The 26,774-nt window shown below is 35.6% G+C and carries 27 protein-coding genes and 3 tRNA genes; 14 read left to right on the top strand and 16 right to left on the bottom strand.

Going from position 1 to position 26,774, the window contains the following annotated elements; translation table 11 throughout:
• Positions 1-186: 186 nt before the first annotated feature.
• Positions 187-260: transfer RNA gene (locus tag NO995_RS01010), tRNA-Arg, on the bottom strand.
• 197 nt (positions 261-457) lie between these two features.
• Between NO995_RS01010 and NO995_RS01015 the strand changes: the two genes are divergently transcribed.
• Both NO995_RS01015 and NO995_RS01020 read left to right on the top strand, forming a co-directional pair.
• Entirely contained in the window at positions 458-1,015 is a 558-nt protein-coding gene (locus NO995_RS01015; RefSeq protein WP_258225924.1) for a YeeE/YedE family protein, read from the top strand.
• Positions 1,016-1,018: 3 nt separating this feature from the next.
• The gene (locus NO995_RS01020) at positions 1,019-1,432 is read left to right on the top strand and encodes a DUF6691 family protein (RefSeq protein WP_240571294.1); all 414 of its coding nucleotides are present in this window, start codon (positions 1,019-1,021) and stop codon (positions 1,430-1,432) included.
• Positions 1,433-1,494: 62 nt separating this feature from the next.
• On the opposite strand, the gene NO995_RS01025 is transcribed toward NO995_RS01020, so the two are convergent.
• The 7 genes from NO995_RS01025 to NO995_RS01055 form a co-directional block, all read right to left on the bottom strand.
• Entirely contained in the window at positions 1,495-1,770 is a 276-nt protein-coding gene (locus tag NO995_RS01025) for an ATP-dependent Clp protease adaptor ClpS (RefSeq protein ID WP_240571297.1), read from the bottom strand.
• Between the two features lie 106 nt (positions 1,771-1,876).
• A complete protein-coding gene (prmA, locus tag NO995_RS01030; protein WP_258225925.1) occupies positions 1,877-2,713 on the bottom strand; it encodes a 50S ribosomal protein L11 methyltransferase in 837 nt (278 codons plus the stop codon).
• A gap of 238 nt (positions 2,714-2,951) precedes the next feature.
• Complete coding sequence (tpiA, locus tag NO995_RS01035; RefSeq protein ID WP_258225926.1) at positions 2,952-3,701, bottom strand: triose-phosphate isomerase; 750 nt, start codon at positions 3,699-3,701, stop codon at positions 2,952-2,954.
• Between the two features lie 48 nt (positions 3,702-3,749).
• Entirely contained in the window at positions 3,750-4,238 is a 489-nt protein-coding gene (locus NO995_RS01040; RefSeq protein ID WP_258225927.1) for a TlpA disulfide reductase family protein, read from the bottom strand.
• A 24-nt stretch (positions 4,239-4,262) separates the two neighbouring features.
• Positions 4,263-5,339, bottom strand: a complete 1,077-nt coding sequence (locus NO995_RS01045; RefSeq protein ID WP_258226883.1) for an ABC transporter permease — start codon at positions 5,337-5,339, stop codon at positions 4,263-4,265.
• 1 nt (position 5,340) lies between these two features.
• Entirely contained in the window at positions 5,341-6,660 is a 1,320-nt protein-coding gene (locus tag NO995_RS01050; protein WP_258225928.1) for a BT_3928 family protein, read from the bottom strand.
• Between the two features lies 1 nt (position 6,661).
• On the bottom strand, positions 6,662-7,198 hold the full coding sequence (locus NO995_RS01055; RefSeq protein ID WP_188215196.1) for a DUF1599 domain-containing protein: 537 nt from the start codon (positions 7,196-7,198) through the stop codon (positions 6,662-6,664).
• A gap of 194 nt (positions 7,199-7,392) precedes the next feature.
• Between NO995_RS01055 and folP the strand changes: the two genes are divergently transcribed.
• Positions 7,393-8,217 (top strand): dihydropteroate synthase, encoded by an 825-nt coding sequence (gene folP, locus NO995_RS01060; RefSeq protein WP_258225929.1) that lies wholly within the window; start codon positions 7,393-7,395, stop codon positions 8,215-8,217.
• A gap of 35 nt (positions 8,218-8,252) precedes the next feature.
• Positions 8,253-9,038: a diadenylate cyclase gene (locus NO995_RS01065; RefSeq protein WP_258225930.1), complete on the top strand. Its 786-nt coding sequence runs from the start codon at positions 8,253-8,255 to the stop codon at positions 9,036-9,038.
• Here NO995_RS01065 and NO995_RS01070 read toward each other — a convergent pair.
• Both NO995_RS01070 and truA read right to left on the bottom strand, forming a co-directional pair.
• Positions 9,035-10,804 carry an ABC transporter ATP-binding protein gene (locus tag NO995_RS01070; RefSeq protein ID WP_258225931.1) on the bottom strand — a complete coding sequence of 590 codons (1,770 nt, stop codon included), beginning with the start codon at positions 10,802-10,804 and terminating at the stop codon, positions 9,035-9,037. The two genes, NO995_RS01065 and NO995_RS01070, sit on opposite strands and share 4 nt — an antisense overlap.
• Positions 10,804-11,547: a tRNA pseudouridine(38-40) synthase TruA gene (gene truA / locus NO995_RS01075; RefSeq protein WP_258225932.1), complete on the bottom strand. Its 744-nt coding sequence runs from the start codon at positions 11,545-11,547 to the stop codon at positions 10,804-10,806. Before truA ends, NO995_RS01070 begins: the two co-directional genes overlap by 1 nt.
• A 532-nt stretch (positions 11,548-12,079) precedes the next feature.
• Here truA and NO995_RS01080 point away from each other — a divergent pair.
• The 4 genes from NO995_RS01080 to NO995_RS01095 all read left to right on the top strand — a co-directional run bounded on the left by NO995_RS01080 (position 12,080) and on the right by NO995_RS01095 (position 16,008).
• The gene (locus NO995_RS01080; protein ID WP_258225933.1) at positions 12,080-12,949 is read left to right on the top strand and encodes an NEW3 domain-containing protein; all 870 of its coding nucleotides are present in this window, start codon (positions 12,080-12,082) and stop codon (positions 12,947-12,949) included.
• A 6-nt stretch (positions 12,950-12,955) separates the two neighbouring features.
• Positions 12,956-13,912 (top strand): ABC transporter ATP-binding protein, encoded by a 957-nt coding sequence (locus NO995_RS01085; protein WP_258225934.1) that lies wholly within the window; start codon positions 12,956-12,958, stop codon positions 13,910-13,912.
• Positions 13,913-13,920: 8 nt separating this feature from the next.
• Positions 13,921-14,904, top strand: coding sequence for an ABC transporter permease (locus NO995_RS01090; RefSeq protein WP_258225935.1), 984 nt, complete (start codon positions 13,921-13,923; stop codon positions 14,902-14,904).
• Between the two features lie 606 nt (positions 14,905-15,510).
• Entirely contained in the window at positions 15,511-16,008 is a 498-nt protein-coding gene (locus NO995_RS01095) for a metallophosphoesterase (protein ID WP_258225936.1), read from the top strand.
• Positions 16,009-16,151: 143 nt separating this feature from the next.
• Here the strand turns inward: NO995_RS01095 and NO995_RS01100 are convergent, their stop codons facing one another.
• Positions 16,152-16,562, bottom strand: coding sequence for a DUF4293 domain-containing protein (locus NO995_RS01100; protein WP_258225937.1), 411 nt, complete (start codon positions 16,560-16,562; stop codon positions 16,152-16,154).
• A gap of 198 nt (positions 16,563-16,760) precedes the next feature.
• Between NO995_RS01100 and rho the strand changes: the two genes are divergently transcribed.
• Positions 16,761-18,434 carry a transcription termination factor Rho gene (gene rho, locus NO995_RS01105; RefSeq protein WP_258225938.1) on the top strand — a complete coding sequence of 558 codons (1,674 nt, stop codon included), beginning with the start codon at positions 16,761-16,763 and terminating at the stop codon, positions 18,432-18,434.
• A gap of 75 nt (positions 18,435-18,509) precedes the next feature.
• Here rho and NO995_RS01110 read toward each other — a convergent pair whose 3' ends face one another.
• The 5 genes from NO995_RS01110 to proS form a co-directional block, all read right to left on the bottom strand.
• Positions 18,510-18,866 (bottom strand): hypothetical protein, encoded by a 357-nt coding sequence (locus NO995_RS01110; protein ID WP_240571330.1) that lies wholly within the window; start codon positions 18,864-18,866, stop codon positions 18,510-18,512.
• Positions 18,867-19,065: 199 nt separating this feature from the next.
• Positions 19,066-19,317, bottom strand: a complete 252-nt coding sequence (rpsT, locus tag NO995_RS01115; protein ID WP_240571332.1) for a 30S ribosomal protein S20 — start codon at positions 19,315-19,317, stop codon at positions 19,066-19,068.
• A gap of 27 nt (positions 19,318-19,344) precedes the next feature.
• Positions 19,345-19,416: transfer RNA gene (locus NO995_RS01120), tRNA-Glu, on the bottom strand.
• Between the two features lie 98 nt (positions 19,417-19,514).
• Positions 19,515-19,586, bottom strand: a tRNA-Glu gene (locus tag NO995_RS01125).
• Between the two features lie 149 nt (positions 19,587-19,735).
• Entirely contained in the window at positions 19,736-21,214 is a 1,479-nt protein-coding gene (gene proS, locus NO995_RS01130; protein WP_258225939.1) for a proline--tRNA ligase, read from the bottom strand.
• Between the two features lie 99 nt (positions 21,215-21,313).
• Between proS and NO995_RS01135 the strand changes: the two genes are divergently transcribed.
• From NO995_RS01135 to yidD, 5 genes are all read left to right on the top strand, one after another.
• Positions 21,314-22,462 (top strand): hypothetical protein, encoded by a 1,149-nt coding sequence (locus NO995_RS01135; RefSeq protein ID WP_258225940.1) that lies wholly within the window; start codon positions 21,314-21,316, stop codon positions 22,460-22,462.
• 29 nt (positions 22,463-22,491) lie between these two features.
• Positions 22,492-24,009: an OmpP1/FadL family transporter gene (locus NO995_RS01140; RefSeq protein ID WP_258225941.1), complete on the top strand. Its 1,518-nt coding sequence runs from the start codon at positions 22,492-22,494 to the stop codon at positions 24,007-24,009.
• A 220-nt stretch (positions 24,010-24,229) separates the two neighbouring features.
• Positions 24,230-24,907: a GTP cyclohydrolase I FolE gene (folE, locus tag NO995_RS01145; RefSeq protein WP_240571338.1), complete on the top strand. Its 678-nt coding sequence runs from the start codon at positions 24,230-24,232 to the stop codon at positions 24,905-24,907.
• A 31-nt stretch (positions 24,908-24,938) separates the two neighbouring features.
• On the top strand, positions 24,939-26,420 hold the full coding sequence (gene cysS, locus NO995_RS01150) for a cysteine--tRNA ligase (protein ID WP_258225942.1): 1,482 nt from the start codon (positions 24,939-24,941) through the stop codon (positions 26,418-26,420).
• A gap of 101 nt (positions 26,421-26,521) precedes the next feature.
• Positions 26,522-26,743 (top strand): membrane protein insertion efficiency factor YidD, encoded by a 222-nt coding sequence (gene yidD, locus NO995_RS01155; RefSeq protein WP_258225943.1) that lies wholly within the window; start codon positions 26,522-26,524, stop codon positions 26,741-26,743.
• The last annotated feature ends 31 nt before the right edge of the window (positions 26,744-26,774 follow it).

Consider the following 26,774-nt stretch of genomic DNA (forward strand, 5'->3'; position numbering starts at 1 on the left):
CAAATCAACTATACTACTTCAAAAGGCATTCAAAGTGTCTGCTGAGCAGACACTTTAGGTTTAAGCAGACGATTAGCAGACAGATTAAACTAAATCGTATCAAATTAAATGTAATGCTTAAAACTAAAAAAACCATGCAAATCATAGTGATTGCATGGTTTTGGTGCTGATTCAAACAGCTTTTAGTGACCACGCCAGGATTCAAACCTGGAACCTCTTGAGCCGTAATCAAGTGCGCTATTCAGTTGCGCCACGTGGCCTTGTTTTTGTGGGTGCAAATATAGAACTTTTATTGAGTTACCACCAAATTATTTTCAAATATTTTCTGATTTTTTTTCCTAAAAAACACTAAGACTATAACAATCAAATATTTAATTAATTTTACAAATAAAGTTTGGTAACATTTATTACATAAGTAACACATAGTTCCTTTATTTTTGCGCCAAAAATTGTTTAAATGGATTATATTTTAAGCCCTTGGCCATGGTACATTTCTGGCCCTCTTATTGCCGTAGTTATGGCATTACTCCTGTATTTTGGAAAAACCTTTGGTATGTCGTCAAACCTAAGAACCATGTGTTCTATTATGGGTGCCGACAAATTTGCCGATTTTTTCAAATTTGACTGGAAAAGTCAATTATGGAACCTGACGGTTGTTGCAGGTACCGTTATTGGTGGTTTTATTGCTACACATTATTTATCTGATAACAGTATTACCGATTTAAACCCAACAACCATTGAGGAATTACAACACATGGGATTTGAAAACCCTGGTGCAACTTTAGTACCAAACGAAATGTTTGACCTGGAAGCTGTTTCTTCTATTAAAGGTATAGCACTTTTAATTATTGGTGGACTTTTAGTTGGTTTCGGAACACGCTACGCTGGTGGATGTACTTCTGGACACGCCATTACTGGTTTAAGCAGTTTACAAAAACCATCGTTAATTGCAGTAATTGGATTCTTTGTTGGTGGTTTAATTATGACCAACCTTATCTTACCTTTAATTTTTTAATTTATGAAGTTTTTAAAATTCTTATTAGTCGGTATATTTTTCGGAATCGTTTTAACCAAATCTGAAGCGGTTTCTTGGTACAGAATCTACGAAATGTTCAGATTTCAATCATTCCACATGTACGGTATTATTGGTACCGCTATTGCATCTGGAATCCTATTCCTGCAATTAGCAAAACGAGGGCATGTTAAAAATACTGATGGAGCTGAAATCTTTGTTCCTAAAAAAGACAAAGGATTCCCTCGTTACATTATTGGAGGTATCATCTTTGGATTTGGATGGGCTTTAGTAGGTGCTTGTCCGGGACCTATGTATATTCTTTTTGGAGCAGGGTATTACACCATTGCTATTGTTATAATAGCTGCTATTGTAGGGACATTCATTTACGGAGTTCTAAAAGATAAACTCCCTCACTAAAAAAACGCCTTTACATATTTATTCATAGAATTTGCTTTAGCAAATTCTATGAATAAATAGTATTAAACTATTTCTGCACTTAAGCCGGCATCAAGTAACATGGAGCAACGTGGTTTTAAATCGTCGTAAGCTCCTGTTTTAACAGTACATTTTCCGTTATAGTGTACTATAATCGAACATTGTTCTGCCTGTTCTGCCGTATGGTCGCAGGCGTAAATTAGTGTTTCAATAACATGGTCGAAGGTATTGACGTCATCATTATACAAAACAATTTCGTTTTGCGTTAATACCTCTTCTTCCAAGAGTAATTCTTCGGACGTTTCTTCTCTAGTACTCATACACAATAATTTTTTATTCATTTTTAGAGATTTCAAACTTCTTAAATTGTTTTAAAGTGGGAGGCATTTTTCATAAACACCACATAACTCACTACAAAACAATGCACTAATTTAAAAATTTTAACGCAACCCAATGGTTTCTCTCGAATTTTTCAGCAAATTTTAACAGTAACTTTTCGCACGCTTCCTGAATAACCGGAATATCATCGTTATAAAACCCGCTTAAAAACAAGGTTCCGTTTTCATTTAAACATGACACATAGGTAGCCATATCCTGTAACAGAATATTACGGTTTATGTTAGCGATAATAACATCGTATTTTTTACCTTCCAATACGCTGGCATCACCTTCAATAACTGTAATATGTTCGCAATTGTTACGCTCTACATTTTCTAAACTGTTTACATAACACCAGTTATCGTAATCTACAGCATCAATTGGCTTAGCGCCTTTCATTTCGGCTAAAATGGCTAATACACCGGTTCCGCAACCCATATCTAAAACCGATTTATTTGTAAAATCGTTTTTTAAAATATGCTGAATCATCATGTGTGTGGTTTCGTGGTGCCCGGTACCGAAACTCATTTTAGGTTCGATAATAATATCGTACTGGGTGTCTGGTTTTTCATGAAATGGTGCACGTACCGAACATACATTATCTACCACAATAGGGTTAAAATTCTTTTCCCACTCTTCATTCCAGTTGGTTTGCTCAATTTCGTTGAAGGTATAGTCTATTTTAAACTCGTTGGAATTTAAAATTTGAACATCGTTTAAAATGTCTTCATTCCACTCCTCCTGCTGAATATATGCTGTAACCCCTGTTTCGGTTTCTACAAAGCTTTCAAATCCGGCATAGCCTAACTCGGCGATTAAGATTTCTACCGCAGGTTGTAATGGTGTTACAGTAAATTCGTATCCTATATAAATGATGTTTGACATGGTTTATTTTATATTAAAACCTCATGAGTTTTACACTCATGAGGCTGGTTCTTGTTTTTTGCGTTAGCGATTAAGGTATTGTTGAAGCTCCTCGCAGAGAGCGACTACCGAAATACTTGTATTCATGAGTTCTTTAACTAAAAATTAAACTCTACGAAAAAAGCGCGACCCCAAACGGGTTTGAGGTAACGCCCAGATTATAGTTTAGTTTCTGATGCTTCAGAAATAATACTTTATATTAAAATGCGTTTACGATAGCAAAAAAATCTTCGGCGTTTAACGAAGCGCCACCAATTAATCCGCCGTCAACGTCTGGTTTAGAGAAAATCTCTACCGCATTGTTAGGTTTTACGCTGCCTCCATAAAGTATAGACACCGAATTTGCCACGTCTGCACCATAGTTATCAGCTAAAGTTTTTCTGATGAAAGCGTGCATATCCTGCGCCTGCTCAGGGCTTGCCGTTTCTCCAGTACCAATAGCCCATACTGGCTCATAAGCTAAAACAATACTTTTGAAAGCATCAGCCTCTAAATGAAATAAGGCGTTTTTAATTTGACTTTCAACTACATTTTCGTGGTTTCCTGATTTTCTGTCGGCTAACTCTTCGCCAAAACAAAAAATAACACGCATTTGGTTTTCTAAAGCGGCATCTACTTTTTTAGCTAACATTTCGTCAGTTTCGTTGAAATATTCACGACGCTCGCTGTGGCCTAAAATAACGGTTTGTACGCCAACACTTTTAAGCATCGAAGCACTTACTTCTCCTGTATACGCTCCGTTTGCAGCAAAGTGCATGTTTTGAGCGATAACCTCAATACCTGAACCTTTTAAGCTGTTATATGCCGAATATAAGTTGGTTGCCGTTGGCGCTACCATAACTTCTGCATTCGACGTTTTTGTTTGTCCTTTTAAACTTGCAATTAACGATTCGGTTTCACTTAAATCGTTATTCATCTTCCAGTTTCCTGCTACAATTTGTGCTCTCATGTTACTGTTACCCTTTTTAGTTTAAGGGATTTTTATTTTAGTTGTTAGTTATAAAATTTCTTTAATGCGCTGGTCGTCGGCTTCAATCGCTTTAAACAGTTTAATTTTTCCTGATTTATCGACAACCATATATCTTGGAATCCAATCCAACTGAACAAAAGTTCCGAAAGGTCCCTTCCACCCCGATTGCATAAAATAATGCTCGCCGTTTACTTCATACTTTTCAATACCCTTTTTCCAGGCTTCTTTGGTTTTATCTAATGATAAAAACAAATAGGTTACTTCTCCAAATTGATCCTGAAGGTCATGTACTTTTGGCATACCTTTAATGCAATCGCTGCACCAGGACGCCCAAATATCAATAACCACGGTTTGACCTTTGTATTGCTTTATGATGTCTTTAAATTTTACGGTTTCACCATTTAGGGTCTCAAAAGTATCGTTTAATGCTTCTTTTGAAAATTTAGCTGGATGATCCTGTGCTACACAACTCAACATACTGAAACAAAAAACAATACTCAATACTAATAATCTCATTCTAGCTAATTTTTAAATGCAAATTTACTGTAGTTTTACTTTAGGGTCTAACCAAACGTAAACTATATCTACAAAAATATTAATAATTATAAAGAGTAATGCTATTATTAACACCGCACCCATAATTACAGGTAAATCTAATGTATTTAAAGCATTTACAATTTCCTTTCCTAAACCATTCCAACCAAAAATATACTCTACGAAAACCGCTCCAGCCAACATAGAGGCAAACCAACCCGAAATGGCTGTCACCACCGGATTCAATGCATTTTTCACAGCGTGACGCCTAATAATTTGAAATTCGCTTAAGCCTTTAGCTCTTGCTGTACGAATGTAATCCTGATTAAAAACTTCCAGCAACGAATTACGCATCAACTGAATAACTACAGCCAATGGGCGAATCCCTAAGACAATTGCAGGTAGAATTAAATTTTTCCATTTAATATGCATGGCTTCACCAAAATCGTCCAGTTCATATAAACTCCCTGTCATTTCTAAATTGGTGTATTCATGAAGAACATAACCGAAAAACCAGGCAAATAAAATAGCACTAAAAAACGACGGAACACTCATACCAAACGTACTGAAAATCTGTATGGTTTTATCTAACCAGGTGTCTTTGTATAAGGCTGAAACGATACCCAATAAAATGCCAAACAGCATAGCAATAACTATTGAGGATATAGCCAACACAAAGGTATTTGGTAAGGTTTCACCTAATACCTGAGTAACTTTCTTACCTTGTTTGGTAAACGATTCGCGTAAATATGGAAATTTTAATACCGTTGTAGTTTTTCCTATTGTAAACAATTTGACCGCCCTGTATTTGTCAGACTGTAAATACGTGTAATCTTCGGGATTTGTAGAATGAAACGATAAAGGTGATAAATCATTCAGATAATAAAAATACTGGGTACTTACCGGCTTATCGAATCCGTATTTCTGTTTAACAATAGCCAACTGATTACTGTCTTCATTTTGTCCCAGCATCATCTGTGCCGGATCTCCGGGAAGCACATTAAATAAAAAGAATATAACAGTAACTACCCCAAACAACGTGAGGAAAGCATAAGTAATTTTATTTAATAAGTAGCTAATCAGGTTATTCTTGTTTTAATACCGCTTTTACTAACGACGTATAATTTGTTTTATTGACTTTATTGATAGAATCTAACTCATTCCCTTCCTTTACTTCCTTTAAAACGTGCAGAGATTCTATTGTTTCTTCATCTAACGCTTCCAAAGCCTCTTCTGTTGAAATTTCATCATCAATCAAATATAGAGTTCCATCATCTTTTACTGCTTCAGGTTTTCTCTCAACCTTCGGTAATTGTAAAGTTTCAATATCATTCCAGTGCACTTTCTGCTGAATGGTTCCCTGATCCATTTCAATAATACCCGGATTAGCACGAACTACAGTTTTTAAAGCTTTTTCATCGCATAAATACCATTCAAAATCTAAACCATAAGTTGCATTGATTTTTTGTTTAGCATCATCACCTGAAGCTGTTAAACCAATAACCATATAGCCTAAACCTTTTGCTCGTTCTGAAAATATTTTAAGCTTTTCTGCGCCTTCTTTCTCTATCTTCTCCAGACTGTATGATACAATAACAATTACATTATCTTCATGTAAAAAGTATTCGGTTAAATCATCTCCATTTGAATTTTCTATGGAAAAATCATAAATCGGAGGTTGATAACCTTCATCGATAACTTCAGTATCTACACTTACAAAATTACCATCAACAGAAGGGTAATCTCCTAAAGTTTTAATCACTTCCTCTTTACCATTTACGTTAAATTTCCAGCTATATTCTATAACAGGTTTTGGTGCGTCATCTGGAGTAGACATCCCTTCTTCTATATTCGCTCCTATTTTATACGCTCTGAAATCTACTACCGGCAAATGCATTAATACATGAAATCCTAACCATAAGCAGAAAATAAAGCTCAACATTGCTAAAATGGTTGTTGGTAATTGGGTGAATACCGGTGTAATGTATTTTTTTCCAATGAATAATATTAAAATGAACACTAACAGAATGACATCTTTAGTAAAACTCTCCCAAGGGGTTAGTTTTAAAGCATCGCCAAAACATCCACAATCTTTAACCTTATCGAAATACGCCGAATAAAAGGTTAAAAAGGTAAAGAACACAATCATGCCTAATAAACTCCAAACCGTAAATTTAGGTTTGTAACCAATCAGTAAAAATACGCCCAAAATCACCTCAAATACCACAACAAAAATGGAAATCATTAAGGCATATGGCTCTAAAAAGGGAACGTTTAAAACATCTTGACTGAAATATTCCTGTAATTTATAGGAAAACCCAAGTGGGTCGTTAAGCTTTATTAATCCGGAAATTATAAATAATACACCAACAAATATGCGGCATAGGGCAACTAAAATTTTCATATTAAGCGTTTAAGTGAATTAGGGCAAATACGGCATAATTAATCATGTCCTGATAGTTGGCATCAATACCTTCACTAACCAAGGTTTTTCCAGCATTGTTTTCAATCTGTTTAACTCGCAATAATTTTTGCAGAATTAAATCGGTTAAACTGCTTACACGCATATCTCGCCAGGCCTCACCGTAGTCATGGTTTTTATCTTCCATCAACTTTTTAGTGATAGCTACTTGCTTTTCATAAAGTTCAGTAACTTCCTCGGTCGATAAGTCCGGCTGATCGGCAATACCTTTTTCAATCTGTATCAAAGCCATAATGCAGTAATTTATAATCCCAATAAATTCGCTTACTTCTCCCTCGTCTACTTTACGCACGTCGTTCTCCTGAAGACTGCGAATGCGCTGGGCTTTAATAAAAATCTGATCGGTTAAAGACGGTAAACGCATAATGCGCCATGCACAACCATAATCAGACATTTTCTTGATAAATAAACTTTTACAGGTATCTATAACAGCATCGTATTGCTTTGAAGTATCTTGCATGTATAAAATTGAATTTTGGGTAAATTTCGCTTAAATTGTTTAAAGTTCAAAAGCAAGAGCCTTAAAGTTTATTTAATATTTATTTTATAATGAATACCTACTTGTAATTCTTTAATTTTACACGGCTTATTCGATTACTGAATACAAGACCATTTTATTAAAATGCGTCACATTTTAAGATTTAGAACACCATTATGACCATAAACTGCAAAGGAGAACTCATCGATTTATCAACGCCAAAAGTGATGGGAATTTTAAACATCACCCCTGATTCTTTCTATGATGGCGGAAAACATAAAAATGAAGCCGACATCTTAAATCATGTGGAAACCATGCTTAATGAAGGCGCAACATTCATTGATGTTGGCGCTTACAGTTCTCGTCCTAATGCAGCTTTTGTTTCTGAAACTGAAGAACTGCAACGCATCACCCCGATTATCGATTTAATTCTGAAATCTTTCCCTGAAACTTTAATCTCAGTAGATACGTTTAGAAGTGCTGTTGCCAAACAAGCCATTGAATCTGGTGCAGCCATAATCAATGATATTTCAGCAGGACTGCTTGATGAAAACATGCTGCCTACGGTTGCCAACTTGCATGTTCCGTATATTATGATGCACATGCGTGGCACACCACAAACCATGCAGCAATTTACCAAATACGATAATCTAACAAAAGATATTTTATTCTATTTCTCCGAACGCATTGCAGCTGCCAGAGCTTTAGGGATTATAGATGTTATTGTAGATCCAGGTTTCGGATTTTCGAAAACCCTGGAGCAGAATTATGAGTTAATGAAACATCTGGAGCTTTTTAAAATGCTCGATAAAGCCTTACTTGTAGGTGTATCCAGAAAATCGATGATTTACAAATATTTAGAGACTAATCCTCAGGAAGCCCTTAACGGTACGAGTGTATTAAATACCATTGCGCTCCAAAAAGGCGCTGCCATTTTACGTGTTCATGATGTTAAGGAAGCCATGGAATGTGTTAAGCTAATGGAAGCCTTAAATAATTAATCTTATTTTACTAAATTTACCAAAACCCATTCGCCTTGGATATATTTAATGACCTTCTAAAATTTTCTATTGTCGACATTATAGACGTGTTTTTAGTGGCCCTGTTACTCTATTATGTTTATAAACTTATTAAAGGTACTGTTGCCATCAACATTTTTATTGGAATCATCATTACTTATCTGGTATGGCGCCTTACCGAATTCCTTAACATGGAATTGCTCTCCGGAATTTTTGGAGGATTTATGAAAGTGGGGATTATTGCTCTTATTGTTGTCTTTCAACCTGAAATCAGAAAGTTTCTGCTTATGGTAGGATCAACAAATTTTAAACGTCGTCGTAGCTTTTTTAAGCAATTTAGCTTTTTAAAAACCGAATCTATCGATGAAACCAATGTCGATGCTATTTTATCGGCCTGTACTAAAATGGGGCAATCGCGTACCGGAGCTTTAATTGTTTTTGAACGCAACAACAATCTAGATTTTTTGAGTTCTACGGGCGATGAAATGAATATAAAAGTGACTCAGCCAATTATTGAAAGTATCTTTTTCAAGAACAGTCCGTTACACGATGGTGCCATTATTGTAAGTAACAACATCGTAAAAGCCACCCGTGTCATTCTACCTTTAAACAATGAAAAAACGGTTCCAAAACGATTTGGTTTACGTCACCGCGCTGCCATTGGTGTTACTGAAAGAACCGATGCACTGGCTTTAGTTGTTAGTGAAGAAACCGGACAAATCTCCTATTTTAAAGATGGCGAATTTATTGTTTTCGATAATACTGAAACCCTGAAATCACTTATTAAAGAAGATTTAGCTTAAACCACTTCCTCTTTTAAAAACTGAACTTCATATAAGTTTTTGTAATACCCGTTTGCTTTTTGAAGCAATTCGTCGTGTGTACCCTGTTCTACAATTTCACCGGCATCCATCACTAAAATTTTATCAGCTTTCTTAATGGTAGCTAAACGGTGTGCAATAACAATCGAGGTTCTGCCTTTGGTTATTTTATCCGTCGCATTTTGAATCAATTGCTCTGAATACGAATCTACCGAAGACGTAGCTTCATCTAACACTAAAATACTCGGATTGGTTACATAAGCTCTTAAAAACGAAATTAACTGACGTTGCCCAGAAGATAACATCACCCCGCGTTCTTTCACATTATAATGATACCCGCCCGGTAAACTGGTTATAAAATCATGAACCCCAATTTCCTTAGCCGCCGCTTCAACCTGAGCTTCAGTAATTTCCGGATTATTTAAAGTAATATTATTTAAAATCGTATCGGCAAATAAAAACACATCCTGCAATACAACAGCTATTTGCGTACGTAACGAGGCTAAAGTCACCTCTTTAATATCTACGCCATCAATGGCAATCAATCCGTCTTTAATTTCATAAAAACGATTCAATAAATTAATGATGGTTGACTTACCTGCTCCGGTTGCTCCAACAATAGCGATGGTTTCACCTGCTTTCACATCAAATGAAATGCCTTTCAATACTTCTTCGTCATCAACATAACTAAACACGACATTTTTAAATGCAATATCTCCTTTAAAATGCTCCGCTACTATGGTTCCGTTATCATCAATTTGCGAAGTGGTATCTATTACTTTAAATACACGAGTTGCAGCCACCATACCCATTTGCAGGGTGTTAAACTTATCGGCTATCTGACGTAAAGGTCTGAAGAGCATCGGGATAAACATGATAAACGCAATTAAATCGCCCTGCGATACTTCATGATTTTCTAACACAATGCTTAATCCGCCATACCAGGCTACCGCCCCAATACACACCGAAGACACCAAATCGGCCAACGGAAAAAATATCGAGTTGTACCAAACGGTTTTTAACCAGCCCTTTTTGTGACGCTCGTTAATTTCCATGAAGTTTTTATACTCTACATCTTCACGCGTGAACAGTTGTAAAATTTTCATTCCGGTTAAACGTTCCTGAACAAATGAATTCAGATTAGATACTTCATTTCTAACCTCTTCAAAAGCCACCTTCATGTATTTTTGAAAAATACGTGTCGCATACATAAGCACAGGAAGCATCACAAAAACAATTAAACTTAAGCGCCAGTTGATGTAAACCATTACCCCAAACACAACCACCATAGCCAGTAAATCCCTAAAAATCATGAACAGTCCCTGTCCGAATATATCGGCAATACGTTCCATATCGGTTACTGCTCTGGTAATTAACACCCCTACCGATGAATTATCGTAATACTTCATCTTGAATTTTAGCAGGTGATTAAATAACTTCACACGCACATCTTCAACCAGATTTTGTCCCAACCAGGCCGCATAGTAAATAAAGGCCAACTGAAACACGGTTTGCAGTATTAACACCCCAAACATAGCCAGTATATAGTACAGAAATGTCTCAGGTATTTTAACCTCTATACTATTATCTATGGCGTATTTAGTTATGTATGGCGTTGCGGCACTTAAAACAGCCAGCAATACAACTAAAATTATAAGTACCACAAAGACTACCTTATATGGCTTTATGTATTGAAACAGACGTTTAAACAATACAACGTCGAATATATTTTCTTTTGTTTTACTCATTACAGTCTTATATCGTTATTATAAGCCACTTCGGTTAAATACAAAGCGTGACCTGGCACCGAGTATCCGGCCTCACTCCTGTCTTTAGATTTTATTATGGTATGTAAATCGTCTACCGCAATTTTACCCAAACCAATGTTTACCATGGTTCCAACAATGGCACGCACCATGTTTCGCAAAAACCTGTCGGCTTTAATTACAAAATGAAGCTCTTCATCCTTAAAAAACCACTCCGCTTTCATAATATCACAATTATACGTTTTTACATCGGTATTCACTTTCGAAAAACACTGAAAGTCTTTATAGTCGAATAAAATGGTACAAGCTTTCTGCATTTTTTCAACATCTAGTTCTTGCTTTATATAATATGCTGCATCGACATTAAACACATTCTTTTTTAATGTAATACGATACAAATACGCACGACTTAAGGCATCAAAACGGGCATGAACCTCGGGTTTTACCTTAAAAATCTCGTGTATCGCCACATCTTTGGGCAAAAACGCATTGAGCTTATACATTAAATGCGCTTCATCAATTTCAATATCGGTATCAAAATGAGCGAACATCTGTGTGGCATGTACACCGGTGTCAGTACGGCCGGCACCAACAATAGCGATAGGTGTTTTTAAAAGCGTACTTAAGCCCTTCTCAATCACTTCCTGAACCGAAATTGCCGTTGGCTGGTTTTGCCAGCCATGATATGCACTACCATTATACGATAGCTCTATAAAATACCTCAAATTGATTTTACTTTTGTTGAAATAGCAAAGATAGACAGTTTTGGTATTCCGGCGAAAATCACCGTCTTAATTCTATATTAAAAGATGGGTTTGGGCGTTACCCTTCGGGTCGGGCTATACGCTATTAGTTTGGCATACGCCAAAGCTAGCCGCTACTATCCCTAACGCGAAGCATTCACGATTTCCAAAATGAAATAAAAATGCATGAATAATCAATAACTCTGTTAAATAGCAACTAACTTAAATTCTAAAAGTCACTTTGTATCATAATTTATCCTTTTGAGGAAATTTAATTTAATCATAAAGTATAAACAGACCTAAAACATTACACTATCTAATAAAAAATCTGCTTTCAAATTAAACAAACACAAATATAATTGTTAAAATTTTCACAAAATTATTTCCTCCTTTTTATATTTTTTTGTCAAATATTAATTTCATGCACTAAATAAAAATAGCCTGTATATAAAGCATTTTATAATTAATAGATTAATCAATTTCATTTTTTAATAATAATTATTTTGTTTTTGTTATGTTATTCAATTATTTATCTAGACTAAACACTTCTAAGTGTTTCTACACATCAATCACATTTCTTTTTTTTATTGTTTCTGGAATCTTTTCAAACTTAAATGCCCAAAGACAGCCATTAAAGGATGATGGTTTAAAATCTACTTTCTCTTCCGATTTAATTAATATAGAAACTTCGGTCGGTCAGGTATTTCGCTATACCACAACACTTGAAAATAACGCAACTGAAGATCAAATTTACCAACTAACAGCTAAGGTTCCTGAAGGTTGGAAAGCGATTTTTAAAGCCAAAGGAAAACAAGTCACTTCCATTAAGGTCGATCGTGGTAAGAAGGAAATAATTAACTTAGAATTCTACCCATCGTATGAAGCGAAACCTAAGAAATATGAAGTTCCTGTAATTGCAAAATCAACACAAGAATCTCTAAGTTTAAATTTAGAAGCTGTTGTAAGCGGAGCCTATGAATTGAAAATGACCACTTCCACAGGTAGATTGAGTGATAAAATAACTGAAGGAGAAAAAAAAGAAATCCAGTTAACCGTTAAAAATACCGGATCTTTAAGTTTAACCGATATTGAACTGAATAGTAAAACACCTCCAAAATGGAGTGCGGTATTTAAACCTTCAAAGATTGATAAACTTTCTCCCGGCGAAACAGAAAATGTAACAGTTACCTTAACCGTACCAGACAAAACTATTGCTGGCGATTACATGACCACGTTTACGGCAAAAAATACTAATACAAAAGATGAAGCTGTATTCAGAATATCAGTTGTGACTTCCTTGGCTTCTGGATTACTTGGAGCTATAATCATATTAGTAGCTATTCTTGTTGTTTATGTTTTGATTCGCAAATACGGAAGAAGATAATACGTCATGAAAACATCAATTATAGAACTCAAAGGGCTCACAAAACGCTATGGTTCTATTAATGTAGTAGATCATTTAGACCTTGATATTCATAAAGGGGAAATTTTTGGTTTACTCGGACCTAATGGAGCCGGAAAAACAACAACGATTTTAATGATGTTAGGGCTAATTGAACCTACATCAGGAATAGCTAAAGTTTGTGGACACAACTCAATATCCAATCCTATAAATGTTAAAAGTAAAGTAGGTTATATGCCGGACAATGTTGGCTTTTATGATCACATGACCGGACTTGAAAATTTAGTTTATATAGGGCAATTAAATGGGCTTTCCAGATTGGAAGCCGAGAAATCGGCTATAAACACTATGAAAACTGTAGGCTTAGATAATGCTCTTAATACCAAAACGGCTGCATATTCAAGAGGTATGAAACAGCGTTTGGGTCTGGCAGATGTTTTAATTAAAGAACCTGAAGTTATCATTATGGATGAACCCACACTTGGAATAGACCCTAGTGGCGTTCAAGACTTCTTAAAACTAATTAAAACATTAAGTCGCAAGCATGGACTTACTGTTTTACTGTCATCTCACCATTTAAATCAGGTTCAAAAAATATGCGATCGTGTAGGGATTTTTGTAAAAGGAAAATTATTAGCGCAAGGAAACATTGAACAATTATCTGAACAACTATTTTCACAAACCTCACATCAAGTTAGCATTACTCTTAGCGAACCTGTAAAATTAACCCAGGAGGAAGAACTGGCATTACAGCAATTAGCAAAAGTAGAACATATCTACAAAGAAGGTAATCAAATTTATATTAACTGTAATAAGACTTTAACTCCAAACATTGTAAGGTTTATGGTTGAAAAGAATTATAACATTATTGGCGTTCATCAAAAAACCTATGGATTGGAAGATATCTATCAAAAATATTTTGAAAACCAACACTTAAACGTATAACAACAATTATGGCAATATCTTATACTGATTTCTCATTTAGTAAATCATTAAACAAGAGTGTTCCAATTTGGGCCATGGTTAGAAAAGAAATTTCTGACCACATTAGAAGTTGGCAGTTCATTATTTTACTAATGATTATTGTTTTTACATTCTTTGCGTCTATGTATGTCGCAATAAGCAATTTAAATTCGGCCATTTCTAATACTAAAGACCCCGATCATTTATTGATATATCTTAAACTATTAACCATAACCGATGGTAGTTTGCCTCCTTTTCATGTATTTATTAGTTTTTTAGGGCCATTATTAGGTATAAGCCTAGGATTTAATGCTATCAATTCGGAACAACAAAACGGAACACTAATTAGAGTAATGGCCCAACCTATTTACAGAGATAACCTATTATTATCCAAGTTTATTAGTGTCACCATTCTTATAAGTACTATGTTTTTAACCCTATCTCTTCTCATGATTGGTGGAGGTTTACTTATAACAGGTGTGCCCATTGAGTTTGAAGAAGTAGTAAGAATACTTAGTTACATTATTATATGTGTATTTTATGTTGAATTCTGGTTTAGTCTATCTATTATATTTTCAATTAGATTTAAACAAGCCGCTACAGCGGCAATAGCCGCAATAGGTCTTTGGTTATTTTTTACGATATTCTACAATATGATCATTAAAATGATTGCTAAAGTTATAATTCCAAAATCAAACATATTTTCTTCCAGTCCATATTCATGGATTGAAATGTTGTTTCATATGGCCCCTAATCAATTATATACTGATGCTACTACAACACTTTTAATGCCGAAAGTAAGAAGTCTGGGCCCTATGAGTATGGAACAAATGGCTGGAGCAATTCCAAATTCATTACCAATTCGAGATAGTCTTTTAATTGTTTGGCCTCAAGTAAGTGGTTTGATTTCTGTTACAATTGTTTGTTTTGCTTTGGCTTATTATTTCTTTATGAGAAAAGAGATTAAATGTTAGTTTTTCAGAACAAATGACATTTTTTCAGAAAACCGATAGAGTTTATTGCTGGTTTTAAACAAGTTAACTTCATTTTATTTTGGAATAAATTTTGCTCAATAAATAATAACTTGATTTTCGATTTAACCTTTTAAAAGATTTTACTTATGGAAACAAAACCTTTAAAAATTAAATTGATAGGAAAAAAAGGGAAATCATATCAAATAAAGTTCCCTTACCTAAAAATTCCAGTTACAGTTAATGAGAATCTCTTTAACAAGATGCTTGTAAGTCAAGAATATGAATTTCATAATGATTCATCTTCGACAAGAAAAACGTATCTAAATTATAGTTGAGTGTTTATACCATCAGGGAAAGTAACTAGTTACTTTCCTTGTTTATTTATTTTAAAATCACAAAAAAAATATCTCATCTTCATATCTAGTCTAACATAGGAAGGTAAATACTGATGGCTTTTATTAGTAGTAGAACCAGTTAAATCCCAACTTCCTTTAAACAAAACCAATTATCAATTTTCCTACAACTTAAAACAAACTTATTAACGTTCATTAATACTTTTAAACAATTTAAAACTGTTATTTTTACACCGAATTTAGTATTCGGCACATGACCAAGATCCTATTACTTTCAGACACACACAGTTATATAGACGAGCATATTTTAAACCACGTTCGGCAAGCAGACGAGGTCTGGCATGCCGGTGATATTGGCGACATTAAAGTTACCGATGCTATAAAAGCCTTAAAACCGTTGCGTGGGGTATATGGTAATATCGATAATCATGAAGTAAGAGCTGAGTTTCCGGAAAACAACAGGTTTATGTGCGAAGGTGTCGATGTCTGGATTACGCATATTGGGGGTTACCCCAATGCCTACAACATGCGAGTTCGTGAAGCGATAAAAGCCAATCCGCCAAAACTGTTTATCTGCGGACATTCACATATTTTAAAAGTGATGCCTGATAAAAAACTGAATCTGCTGCATATGAATCCCGGAGCAGTTGGTAAACACGGATTTCATAAAGTTCGAACCATGTTACGCTTCACTATAGATTCCGGTAAAATTGATAATCTGGAAGTTATTGAGTTTGAAAATCGCTATTAGAAACCTTTGCGTTAGGGATTGCAGCAAGCTACCATGTAGCGCGTAAAGCCCGACCCGAAGGGTAACGCCCAAAATAGAAACAAAAAAAAAGCCCAAGATCTTCACCTTGGGCTAACGCACTAATACTACTAAGATGTTAGGTTTTAACGCAATCGATCTACAGATTTTACGAGATCTTCATCCTTTTTGATGGCCTTATTGGCTAAAGCCAGAAATACGATAGAAATGATAGGAAGAAGCATCCCAATACCTTTCTCAGAAACGTTAGTTTCTCCAGATACATTTAGAGATTGATACACAAAAAATCCTAGTAAAATAAAGTTTAATATGATGTTAAGTCGCCCCAACATAAATTGAGACTTCCTGTTTTTATACTTAAATATGGTTACCAACGATAAAGCTGCCGAAGCTACAAACATAGCTAAGTACTTAATATCGTCTTTTGCATACACCACAACATCGTTATTTGTAACCCATAAATGGAATACAAATATTAGCCCTGCAGATACGCCTGCGGCGGCTAAAAGATATATAGATTGTATACGTTGTAACATGTGCTTTTTTAAAACTCGAAGGCAAAAATAATAGTTTCTTTTAAAATTTTACTACTAAAAATTAAAATAAAGTCGTATAATTGCATTAACAATTCTCAACAGCCGCATTAACAGGTTGTTAATTCTTCAGAATAAAATCATTTTTTTTTCAGAATTACTCAAAAGTTAAAATTCTTAAACGTATTATATTAAACATCAATGTTTGAAATTTCTCAATTAAACGAAAAAAAGCTCTCTGATTTACAGGAGATTGCTAAAAAATTGAACATTCCTAAGTATCGTTCATTAAAAAAAATGGATTTAGTATACCAGATACTAGACCATCAGGCTGCCGACCCAAAAGCAGTAAAAGCTGTCGTTGATTCTTCTGAAACAGCTGAACCAAAAACCAACGAAGCCCCAAAAAAAGAAGTAAAAAAACCAAGACAGCGTGTACAACGACCAAAACCGGCACCTGTAAAAAACGAAACTAAAACCGAAGTTGAGCAACCTACGGCTGAAACTTCAAAAACCGAGAGTCCGGCTCTGGCTCCGGCTGAAGCTAAGCCTGAAGCTAAAAACGATAAGCCTGCGAAACCAAATAATCCGCAGCAAGATCGCCAGAAAGAGCACCAGCATAAACAGCAAAACCAGAAAAAGGACAATCAGCACAAACAAAATCAACACAAAAATCAAAAAAACAGAGAAAACAACGGGAATACTGTTGATGCCGGTAACAAGGATAACAGAAACCGTTACCGCGAACCTGATTTTGAATTTGATGCTATTATTGAGAGTGAGGGTGTTTTAGATATTATGCAGGATGGGTACGGATTTTTACGTTCATCGGATTACAACTACTTATCGTCTCCTGACGATATTTACGTATCGCAATCGCAAATTCGTTTATTCGGGTTAAAGAAAGGAGATACTGTTTTAGGAAATGTTAGACCACCTAAAGAAGGTGAAAAGTACTTCCCGTTAATTAAAGTAAACCGCATAAATGGTCAGAAACCAGAAGTGGTAAGAGACCGTGTCGCTTTCGAACACTTAACGCCATTATTCCCTAAAGAGAAATTCAATATTGCTGAAAAGCAAAGTACGATTTCTACCAGAATTATGGACTTGTTCTCGCCTATAGGTAAAGGACAACGTGGTATGATTGTATCGCAACCTAAAACTGGTAAAACCATGTTACTTAAAGATGTGGCCAACGCCATTGCAGCAAACCACCCTGAGGTATACTTAATGATTTTACTTATTGATGAGCGTCCTGAGGAGGTTACCGATATGCAACGTAATGTACGTGGTGAGGTTATTTCGTCTACGTTTGATAAAGAAGCGCATGAACACGTAAAAATTGCCGACATCGTTCTTGAAAAAGCAAAGCGTTTGGTAGAATGTGGTCATGATGTGGTAATTCTTTTAGATTCTATTACGCGTTTAGCGCGTGCTTACAATACCGTACAACCAGCCTCTGGTAAAATATTAAGTGGTGGTGTTGATGCTAACGCTTTACATAAACCAAAACGTTTCTTTGGTGCAGCCAGAAATATTGAAAATGGTGGTTCGTTAACCATTATTGCTACGGCGTTAACAGAAACAGGTTCTAAAATGGACGAGGTTATCTTCGAAGAATTTAAAGGAACCGGTAACATGGAGCTACAGTTAGATAGAAAAATTGCTAACCGTAGAATTTTCCCTGCTATCGACCTGACTTCTTCAAGTACACGTCGCGACGATTTATTATTAGATGAAGCTACAATTCAACGTATGTGGGTAATGCGTAAGTATCTTGCCGATATGAACCCTGTTGAAGCGATGGAATTCATTAACGATCGTGTGAAACAAACCAGAAACAACGAAGAGTTTTTAATCTCAATGAACGGATAAAAACTTAAATTGATAATAAACAAAAAGCCTTTCTTTTCAGAAAGGCTTTTTTATGTTTTATAAAGAACTTTTAAATTAGAAATTGTTTAATGAATCTCTGTACGTCTTTAAATCGTTAATGTTAATTTTATTATCTAGATTTCTCATTAAAGAAATCACGTATTTTAAACTCTCTACCGGAGCGTTCTCTACTTCAGCTTCTACTTCAAATTCATCGTCTTCATCTTCCGGCATAGGGATTAAGAATGATTCGTTTTCCTCAATATGCTCGTAAGTTAGTCTTAATACTTTTACAACTAAAGGAATTTGCTCTTCTAAGGCATAACCTCTTAATGTTTTAATATCATCAATTAACGTATCGGTATTGATTCCTGTTTGATCCAGATCACTTACAATCTTATCAATTAACTTTATTGCTGCTGTATTTTCCAAAGGGTACTATTAATAAAAATGAATAATTAACTTCTTATGTTTTGCAAATTTAGAGCATTAAAACCAAATTTGGCATAAATTCTAATCATTTTGCCAATTTATTTTAACCCAAATTCTAAATAAATTTCGGTTAGATATAAAAAAAAAGCTCCTCTAGAAAAGAGAAGCTTTTTCAAATATTTATTATGGGATCAAGCTATTAAAGCGCAGCTACGTGCTTAGCTAAACCAGATTTAAGGTTAGCAGCTTTATTAGCGTGAATAATGTTTTTCTTAGCTAATTTATCTAACATAGACACTACTGAAGGAAATAAAGCCTCAGCTTCAGTTTTATCAGTTAACTCACGTAATTTCTTAATAGCATTACGAGTTGTTTTGTGCTGATACTTATTGATTAAACGCTTAGCTTCGTTACTTCTTATTCTTTTTAATGCTGACTTATGATTTGCCATTTTCTTTTGTATATTATTAAAATATTGTAGCCCGTAGGGGAATCGAACCCCTCTTACCAGGATGAAAACCTGGCGTCCTAGCCGATAGACGAACGGGCCATTATTATTGTTTTTCGAGAGCGCAAATGTAAAACTTATTTCTTACACTCACAACTTCTTTTCAATAAATTAATGTACTTTTTTTTCGAGAAAAATAGTAGCCCGTAGGGGAATCGAACCCCTCTTACCAGGATGAAAACCTGGCGTCCTAGCCGATAGACGAACGGGCCATGGTATCTTAAAAAGCGTAAACATTTTTACAACTTCAAACTTGCGATACTTTTCAAATAACTAGCAATTTTCTCGATTGCGGTTGCAAAATTACACCTTTTTCTGAATGCTGCAATACCTTTTCAAACTTTTTTTAAAAAAATTTCAATTAATATGCTTTTGCAAATAATACCCGACCTTTAGAAGGCTTACCAGAATATACACATACACCTTCTTCTTCTTTCATTTCCAAAGGAATACATCTAATAGTCGCTTTTGTAAGCTCTTTTATCTTTTCTTCGGTCTCATTTGAGCCATCCCAGTGCGCAGAGATAAATCCTGTCTTATTTTCTAAAACATCCTTAAACTCTTCGAATGTTTCCACCTCTGTAATGTGACTATTTCTAAATTCTAACGCTTTATTAAATAAAGTCTCCTGAATCTCCTTTAACAAATCATCTACAGTCGTAGTTAAATCATCTATAGCAACTACAGACTTAGTTAATGTATCACGACGAGCTAACTCCACCGTTCCGTTTTCCAAATCTTTTGGACCAATAGCAATACGTAATGGCACCCCTTGTAATTCGTGTTGTGCAAATTTAGCTCCCGGACGTTGTGTGGTTCTATTATCAAACTTCACTGAAACTCCTTTAGCTCTTAAATTACTCATTATAGTATTGGCTACTTCAGTAATCTTATCTAAATCTTCGTCACTTTTATAAATAGGTACAATAACAACCTGGTTAGGTGCCAATGTTGGAGGCAACACCAAACCATTATCATCACTGTGTGTCATAATTAAAGCTCCCATTAAACGCGTAGAAACTCCCCAAGAGGTTGCCCAAACATAATCCTGTTTACCTTCTTTGCTCGCGTACTTCACATCAAAAGCTTTTGCGAAGTTCTGACCTAAGAAGTGAGACGTTCCTGCCTGTAATGCCTTTCCATCCTGCATTAAAGCTTCAATACAATAAGTCTCCTCTGCCCCAGCAAAACGTTCGCTTTCGGTTTTTACCCCTTGAACCACTGGAATAGCCATAAAGTTCTCCACAAACGTTGCATAAACATTATTCATAGTTTTTGCTTCCGTTAATGCTTCTGCTTTTGTTTCATGCGCTGTATGTCCTTCCTGCCATAAAAACTCTGCCGTACGTAAAAATAAACGGGTACGCATTTCCCAACGCACCACATTAGCCCACTGGTTAATTAATATGGGTAAATCTCTATACGACTGAATCCAGCTTCGATAAGTATTCCAAATAATAGCTTCAGAAGTTGGGCGTACCACTAATTCTTCCTCTAACTTTGCTTCAGGGTCAACTCTCAATTTACCTGGTTTATCAGGGTCGTTTTGTAATCTATAATGTGTGACTACAGCACACTCTTTTGCAAATCCCTCAGCATTCTTTTCTTCAGCTTCAAACAAACTTTTAGGAACGAACAACGGGAAATAGGCATTTTGATGACCGGTTTCTTTAAACATTCGGTCTAATTCCGCCTGCATTTTTTCCCAAATGGCATATCCGTATGGCTTAATAACCATACATCCTCTAACTGCTGAATTCTCCGCTAATTCAGCCTTTACAACAAGTTCGTTGTACCATTTTGAATAATCTTCTGATCTACTGGTAAGTTTTTTACTCATATTAGTATTTTGGCACAAATATTGTGATTATGTTAAATATAAAAATAGTTCAGCAAAACTAACTATTTTTGTTATGTTCAACAATAAAAATCTAATGATATGCTATTTCACAACTACTTAACCAAGAAAATGCCAATTTTAGCCGTTATAGGCTTGGCAATTGGCTTGTCTTCATGTGGTTCTTATCAATATGTTGGCGCTAATGATGGGATTTACGGAAGCACAGAACAATACGATCGCTACGAGGAAGCTGTTGTTGAAGTGCCTAAGGAAAATTCTAAAAACAATTACTACTCTAATTACTTTAAAAATAAATCTATGGAAGCTGATTATATGGTTTCCAGTGGAGAAATTTTTACCGATATCGATGATTATGAAACATCGGGGTACTCTGAAGATGATGCTCAGGCCAATGACTACCAAGGATATGGTGGCTGGGGACAGGAAAACAGCAGTGTAACTATTAACTTCAATACAGGATATGGCTATTGGGGTGACCCATATTGGAACAACTGGAGTTGGAACAATTGGGGCTGGAACTACGGCTGGAATTACGGTTACAACAACTGGAATTGGGGCTGGGGTTGGAACAGCTGGGGTTATTGCGATCCTTTCTGGTATGGTGGTTATTATGGCTGGGGATACCCTTGGCGCTATGGATATGTAGGCTACTATGGCACTCCTTATGGCAGATATTATGGTTACAACACATATTATGGTGGTTACTGGGGCAACAATGGTATTTACGACAGAAGAAATGTTGCTTATAGCGCAAGCCGAAGAGGCACCTATGCTAACAGAGCTACAAATTCTACCATAAATAGAAGAACCAGTTACACAAGTTCCGATAGAACTTCAAAGTATACTACTCGAAGAAGCACTGTAAATACCAATGGCGTGAGTGCCGACAGAAGAAATTACAATACAACTAATAGTTCGCGTAATTATACAAGTAGCTCACAAAGACGCTCAACTTCGACTTACACGCCATCAACAAACTCAACATCCAGAGCATCTTCAAGCAGAAGAACAAGCTCGGGAACCTATTCACCTTCAAACAGTAATAATAGTAATTACTCTAGAAGATCATCAGGAAGTAGTAACTCATCTTACACTCCTAGTAGAAGTTACAGTTCCGGATCAAGTTCCAGTTCAGGCTCAAGTATGAGATCGTCTTCTGGAAGCAGTAGTCGTTCCAGTAGTGGTGGTGGAAGTTCAAGATCTTCAAGTGGAGGACGAAGAGGATAAAAAGCATAAAAAAAAAGAAAAATTAAACTATGAAAAAGTTAAACCTGTTATTTATAGGTATACTATCGGCATGCGCACTAAATGCTCAGGATATTAGTGATGCTTTGCGTTACTCGCAAAGTGAAATTCAAGGAACAGCGCGTTTCAGAGCCTTAAGCGGAGCCTTTGGAGCCTTAGGTGGCGACATGAGTGCCGTGAGTTTAAACCCGGCCAGTTCGGCAGTATTTAATGCGAGTCATGTTTCGTTTTCATTATCAAACGCCGATGTAAAAAATGAAACGCAATATTTCAACGGGTTTAACAAAGTCAATAATTCCAAGTTTGACTTAAATCAGGGAGGTGCTTCGTTTGTATTCGCTGCAAGAAATAATTCACCTTGGCGCAAGTTTTCTTTAGGTGTGGCTTATGAGAAAACCAACAATCATGAAAATGTATGGAATGCTATTGGCACAAACACCAATGATGATGGCCAATTTAGCAACTCCATTGCAAGTTATTTTTACGATTACGCCGATGGAGTAAGACTTGTAGAGATTTCACTTAACGACAGATATATTGAAGAAGCCTATCAAGCTATCGGTGGTAAATACGGGTTTGCGCATCAACAAGCTTTTTTAGGTTATCAGGCCTATATTTTAGACCCGGTTACTGATAGCGACGACAACACCGAATATATAGCAAACGTGGCAACCGGAAACTTTGCTCACGATTACGCTTACATTTCAACCGGATACAACGGTAAAATATCCTTCAACTTTGCCACGCAGTACCAAGACAAGTTATATTTAGGACTTAACTTAAATTCACACTTTATAGATTATGATCGTTTAACCAGCATAATGGAGGACAATAACAATGGTGGAGATATCGAGCTTATCGATTTCGACAATACCTTATCTACCACAGGAAATGGTTTTTCATTTCAGTTAGGTGGTATTTTAAAACTTTCACAAGAATTTAGAGTTGGTGCAACGTACGACTCTCCTACCTGGTATACCATTAGAGAAGAAACAACACAATATATCAATACCAATCTTGCAGATCCCGATGTTGACTATATTCCATCCATCATTAATGTTTACCCGCAATACAGAATTCAAACTCCTGGTAAATTCACAGGAAGTTTAGCTTATATTTTCGGAAGTCAAGGCTTAATCAGTTTTGATTACTCTATTAAAGATTACAGCAATACAAAATTTAAACCTACATCTGATAGCTTCTTTGCTGAGCAAAACACTGTCATGAATAATATTTTAACCTCCGCTTCTACTTACCGCATTGGTGGAGAATACCGTATAAAGCAATTAAGTTTACGAGGTGGTTACCGCTATGAAGAAAGTCCGTATGCCGATGGTATTACCGTTGGAGATTTAAACGGGTTCTCTGTAGGTTTAGGTTATAGCTTTGGAAACACGAAATTTGATGTCACTTTCGATCAGTCGCAACGCTCGTTCGAAACGCCCTTATATAATGTTGGCTTGATAGATTCTGCATCAATAGATCAAACGAATTCGAACGTTACGTTCTCGTTAAGTTTCAACTTGTAAAACGAAACCAAACAATATTTAAAAAAGCTTGGATTAATTAATTCAAGCTTTTTTTATTTTTCATGTAATTAATACATAAAAAAACAGACCTACTCTTTAAATTAATTGTGTAATAATACAAATCATAACAAAACAGTTTTGCTTATCTTTGCAAACTTAAAGTGATTTTTTTAGTTAATGATATGACAATCATTCAACTAAACAACAATGAAATGAACAGATGAAAATTGAGAATAACTTAGAAGAATTTGAATCTTTAGGAGACGACCACATTGGAACTTCATCAGACACCCCATTAAGAGGTGATGCTTTTAAATTGTCTAATGAAGAAAAAATAGAAATTATTAAAGACGATGTTCGTCACATCATGGAAACATTGGGTCTTGATTTAACAGACGACAGTTTAAGCGGTACGCCAAACCGTGTTGCCAAAATGTTTGTTAAAGAAATTTTTGGAGGTTTAGATCCAAAAAGAAAGCCAAGTGCTTCAACTTTCGACAATAAATATAAATACGGTGAAATGCTTGTTGAAAAAAACATTACTGTGTATTCAACCTGTGAACACCACTTATTACCTATCGTTGGTAAAGCTCATATTGCTTACATCTCTAACGGTTCGGTTGTTGGTTTATCTAAAATGAATCGAATTGTAGATTACTACGCTAAACGCCCGCAAGTACAGGAACGTTTAACGATTCAAATTGTTAAAGAACTTCAGGAAGTTTTAGGCACAGACGATGTTGCCTGCGTTGTAGATGCAAAACACTTATGTGTAAACTCAAGAGGTATTCGCGATATTGAAAGTAGTACCGTAACCTCAGAATTTGGTGGTAAATTCAAAGAAGAATCTGTGCGCAGAGAATTTTTAGATTACATAAAATTAGACACTAAGTTTTAAGTTAAACTAATTGCTTATCAACCCAACATCAATGCAACTTTTTCAAGATCAACAGATAAAAATATATAATTCTCTTACTGGTAAAAAAGAACTTTTTAAACCTATAAACGAAGGCCACGTGGGTATGTATGTATGTGGCCCAACGGTTTACAGCAACGTGCATTTAGGAAATGTAAGAACCTTTATGTCTTTCGATATGATATTCAGATATCTAAAGCATTTAGGTTATAAAGTTCGTTATGTAAGGAATATTACCGATGCTGGTCACTTAGAAAATGACGCCGATGCAGGTGAAGATAAAATCACTAAAAAAGCACGTTTAGAACAAATTGAACCTATGGAAGTTGTGCAACGCTACACTGTAGATTTTCATAACATTCTAAACATCTTTAATTTCCTGCCGCCAAGCATTGAGCCTACAGCAACAGGACATATTATTGAACAAATTGAACTTATAAAAAGCATTATCGATAATGGTTTTGCTTACGAAGTAAACGGATCGGTATATTTCGATGTATATAAGTTTAATGAAAGTCATGAGTACGGAAAATTAAGCAAACGAAAACTGGACGATTTAATCCACAATACGCGTGAATTAGACGGACAAAGCGATAAAAAGAATCCGCAGGATTTTGCCCTTTGGAAAAAAGCCGAACCGCAACACATTATGCGCTGGCCTTCGCCTTGGGGAGACGGTTTCCCGGGTTGGCATTTAGAATGTACAGCCATGAGCACTAAATATTTAGGTGATAAATTTGATATTCATGGTGGAGGAATGGATTTAAAATTCCCGCACCACGAATGTGAAATTGCTCAAAATGAAGCCGCTAAAGGAGAATCACCAGTAAACTATTGGATGCATGCCAATATGTTGGAATTAAACGGACAACGTATGTCTAAAACTACTGGAAACACAGTGAATCCGGATGAGTTATTATCTGGAAATAACAAATTTTTCAGTAAGGCTTACGCGCCAAGTGTGATTCGTTTCTTCATAGCTCAATCGTCCTACAGAAGTGTTTTAGACTTAACCGATGATGGGTTATTAGCAAGCGAAAAAGGTTTTTACAGATTAATGGATGCCATTAATCAATTAGATAGTCTGCAAGCTTCTAAAACCTCAACGATAGATATCAGTGCATGGAAACAAGCTTGTTATGATGCTATGAATGACGATTTTAATTCACCTATTGTTATTGCGCATTTATTCGAAGCTGTAAAATATATTAATCAGATTAAAGAAGGTGTAGAAACCTTAACCGAAACCGATCTAGAATTATTAAAAGAAACGATTAGCATCTTTACTTTTGATATTTTAGGGCTTGAAAACGTGACTAAAAAGGAATCGGGTACCGATAAATTATCGGCAGCTGTAGATATTTTAATAAAATTAAGACAAGAAGCCAGAGCGAATAGAGATTTTGCCTTATCTGATCAAATTCGTGATGAATTGGCAAACGCTGGAATTCAACTAAAAGACGGTAAAGACGGTACGACTTTTTCCGTAAATTAAATATTGATAGTTTGAGCGCAGTTGAGAATTTGCTAACTAAAAGTTCTCGACTCCGCTCGAACTAACAAAAGAACCTGAAACAAGTTCAGGTTAACAAAAACATGAAAAAACTACTTGTTGCACCGTTTCTATTTCTAATAAAGATTTATCAAACCTTTATTTCTCCGCTAACACCAGCAACCTGTAGATACACGCCTACCTGTTCGCATTACAGCAAAGAAGCTTTACAAAAATATGGTTTGTTTAAAGGTGGATGGCTGGCAATAAAGCGCATTTTTAGTTGTCACCCTTGGGGAGGTTCAGGTTACGACCCTGTACCTTAATTCAATCTTAGTATTTTAAATCTCTCTTAGT

Source organism: Aestuariibaculum sp. M13 (assembly GCF_024723255.1).
Taxonomy (GTDB): domain Bacteria; phylum Bacteroidota; class Bacteroidia; order Flavobacteriales; family Flavobacteriaceae; genus Aestuariibaculum; species Aestuariibaculum lutulentum.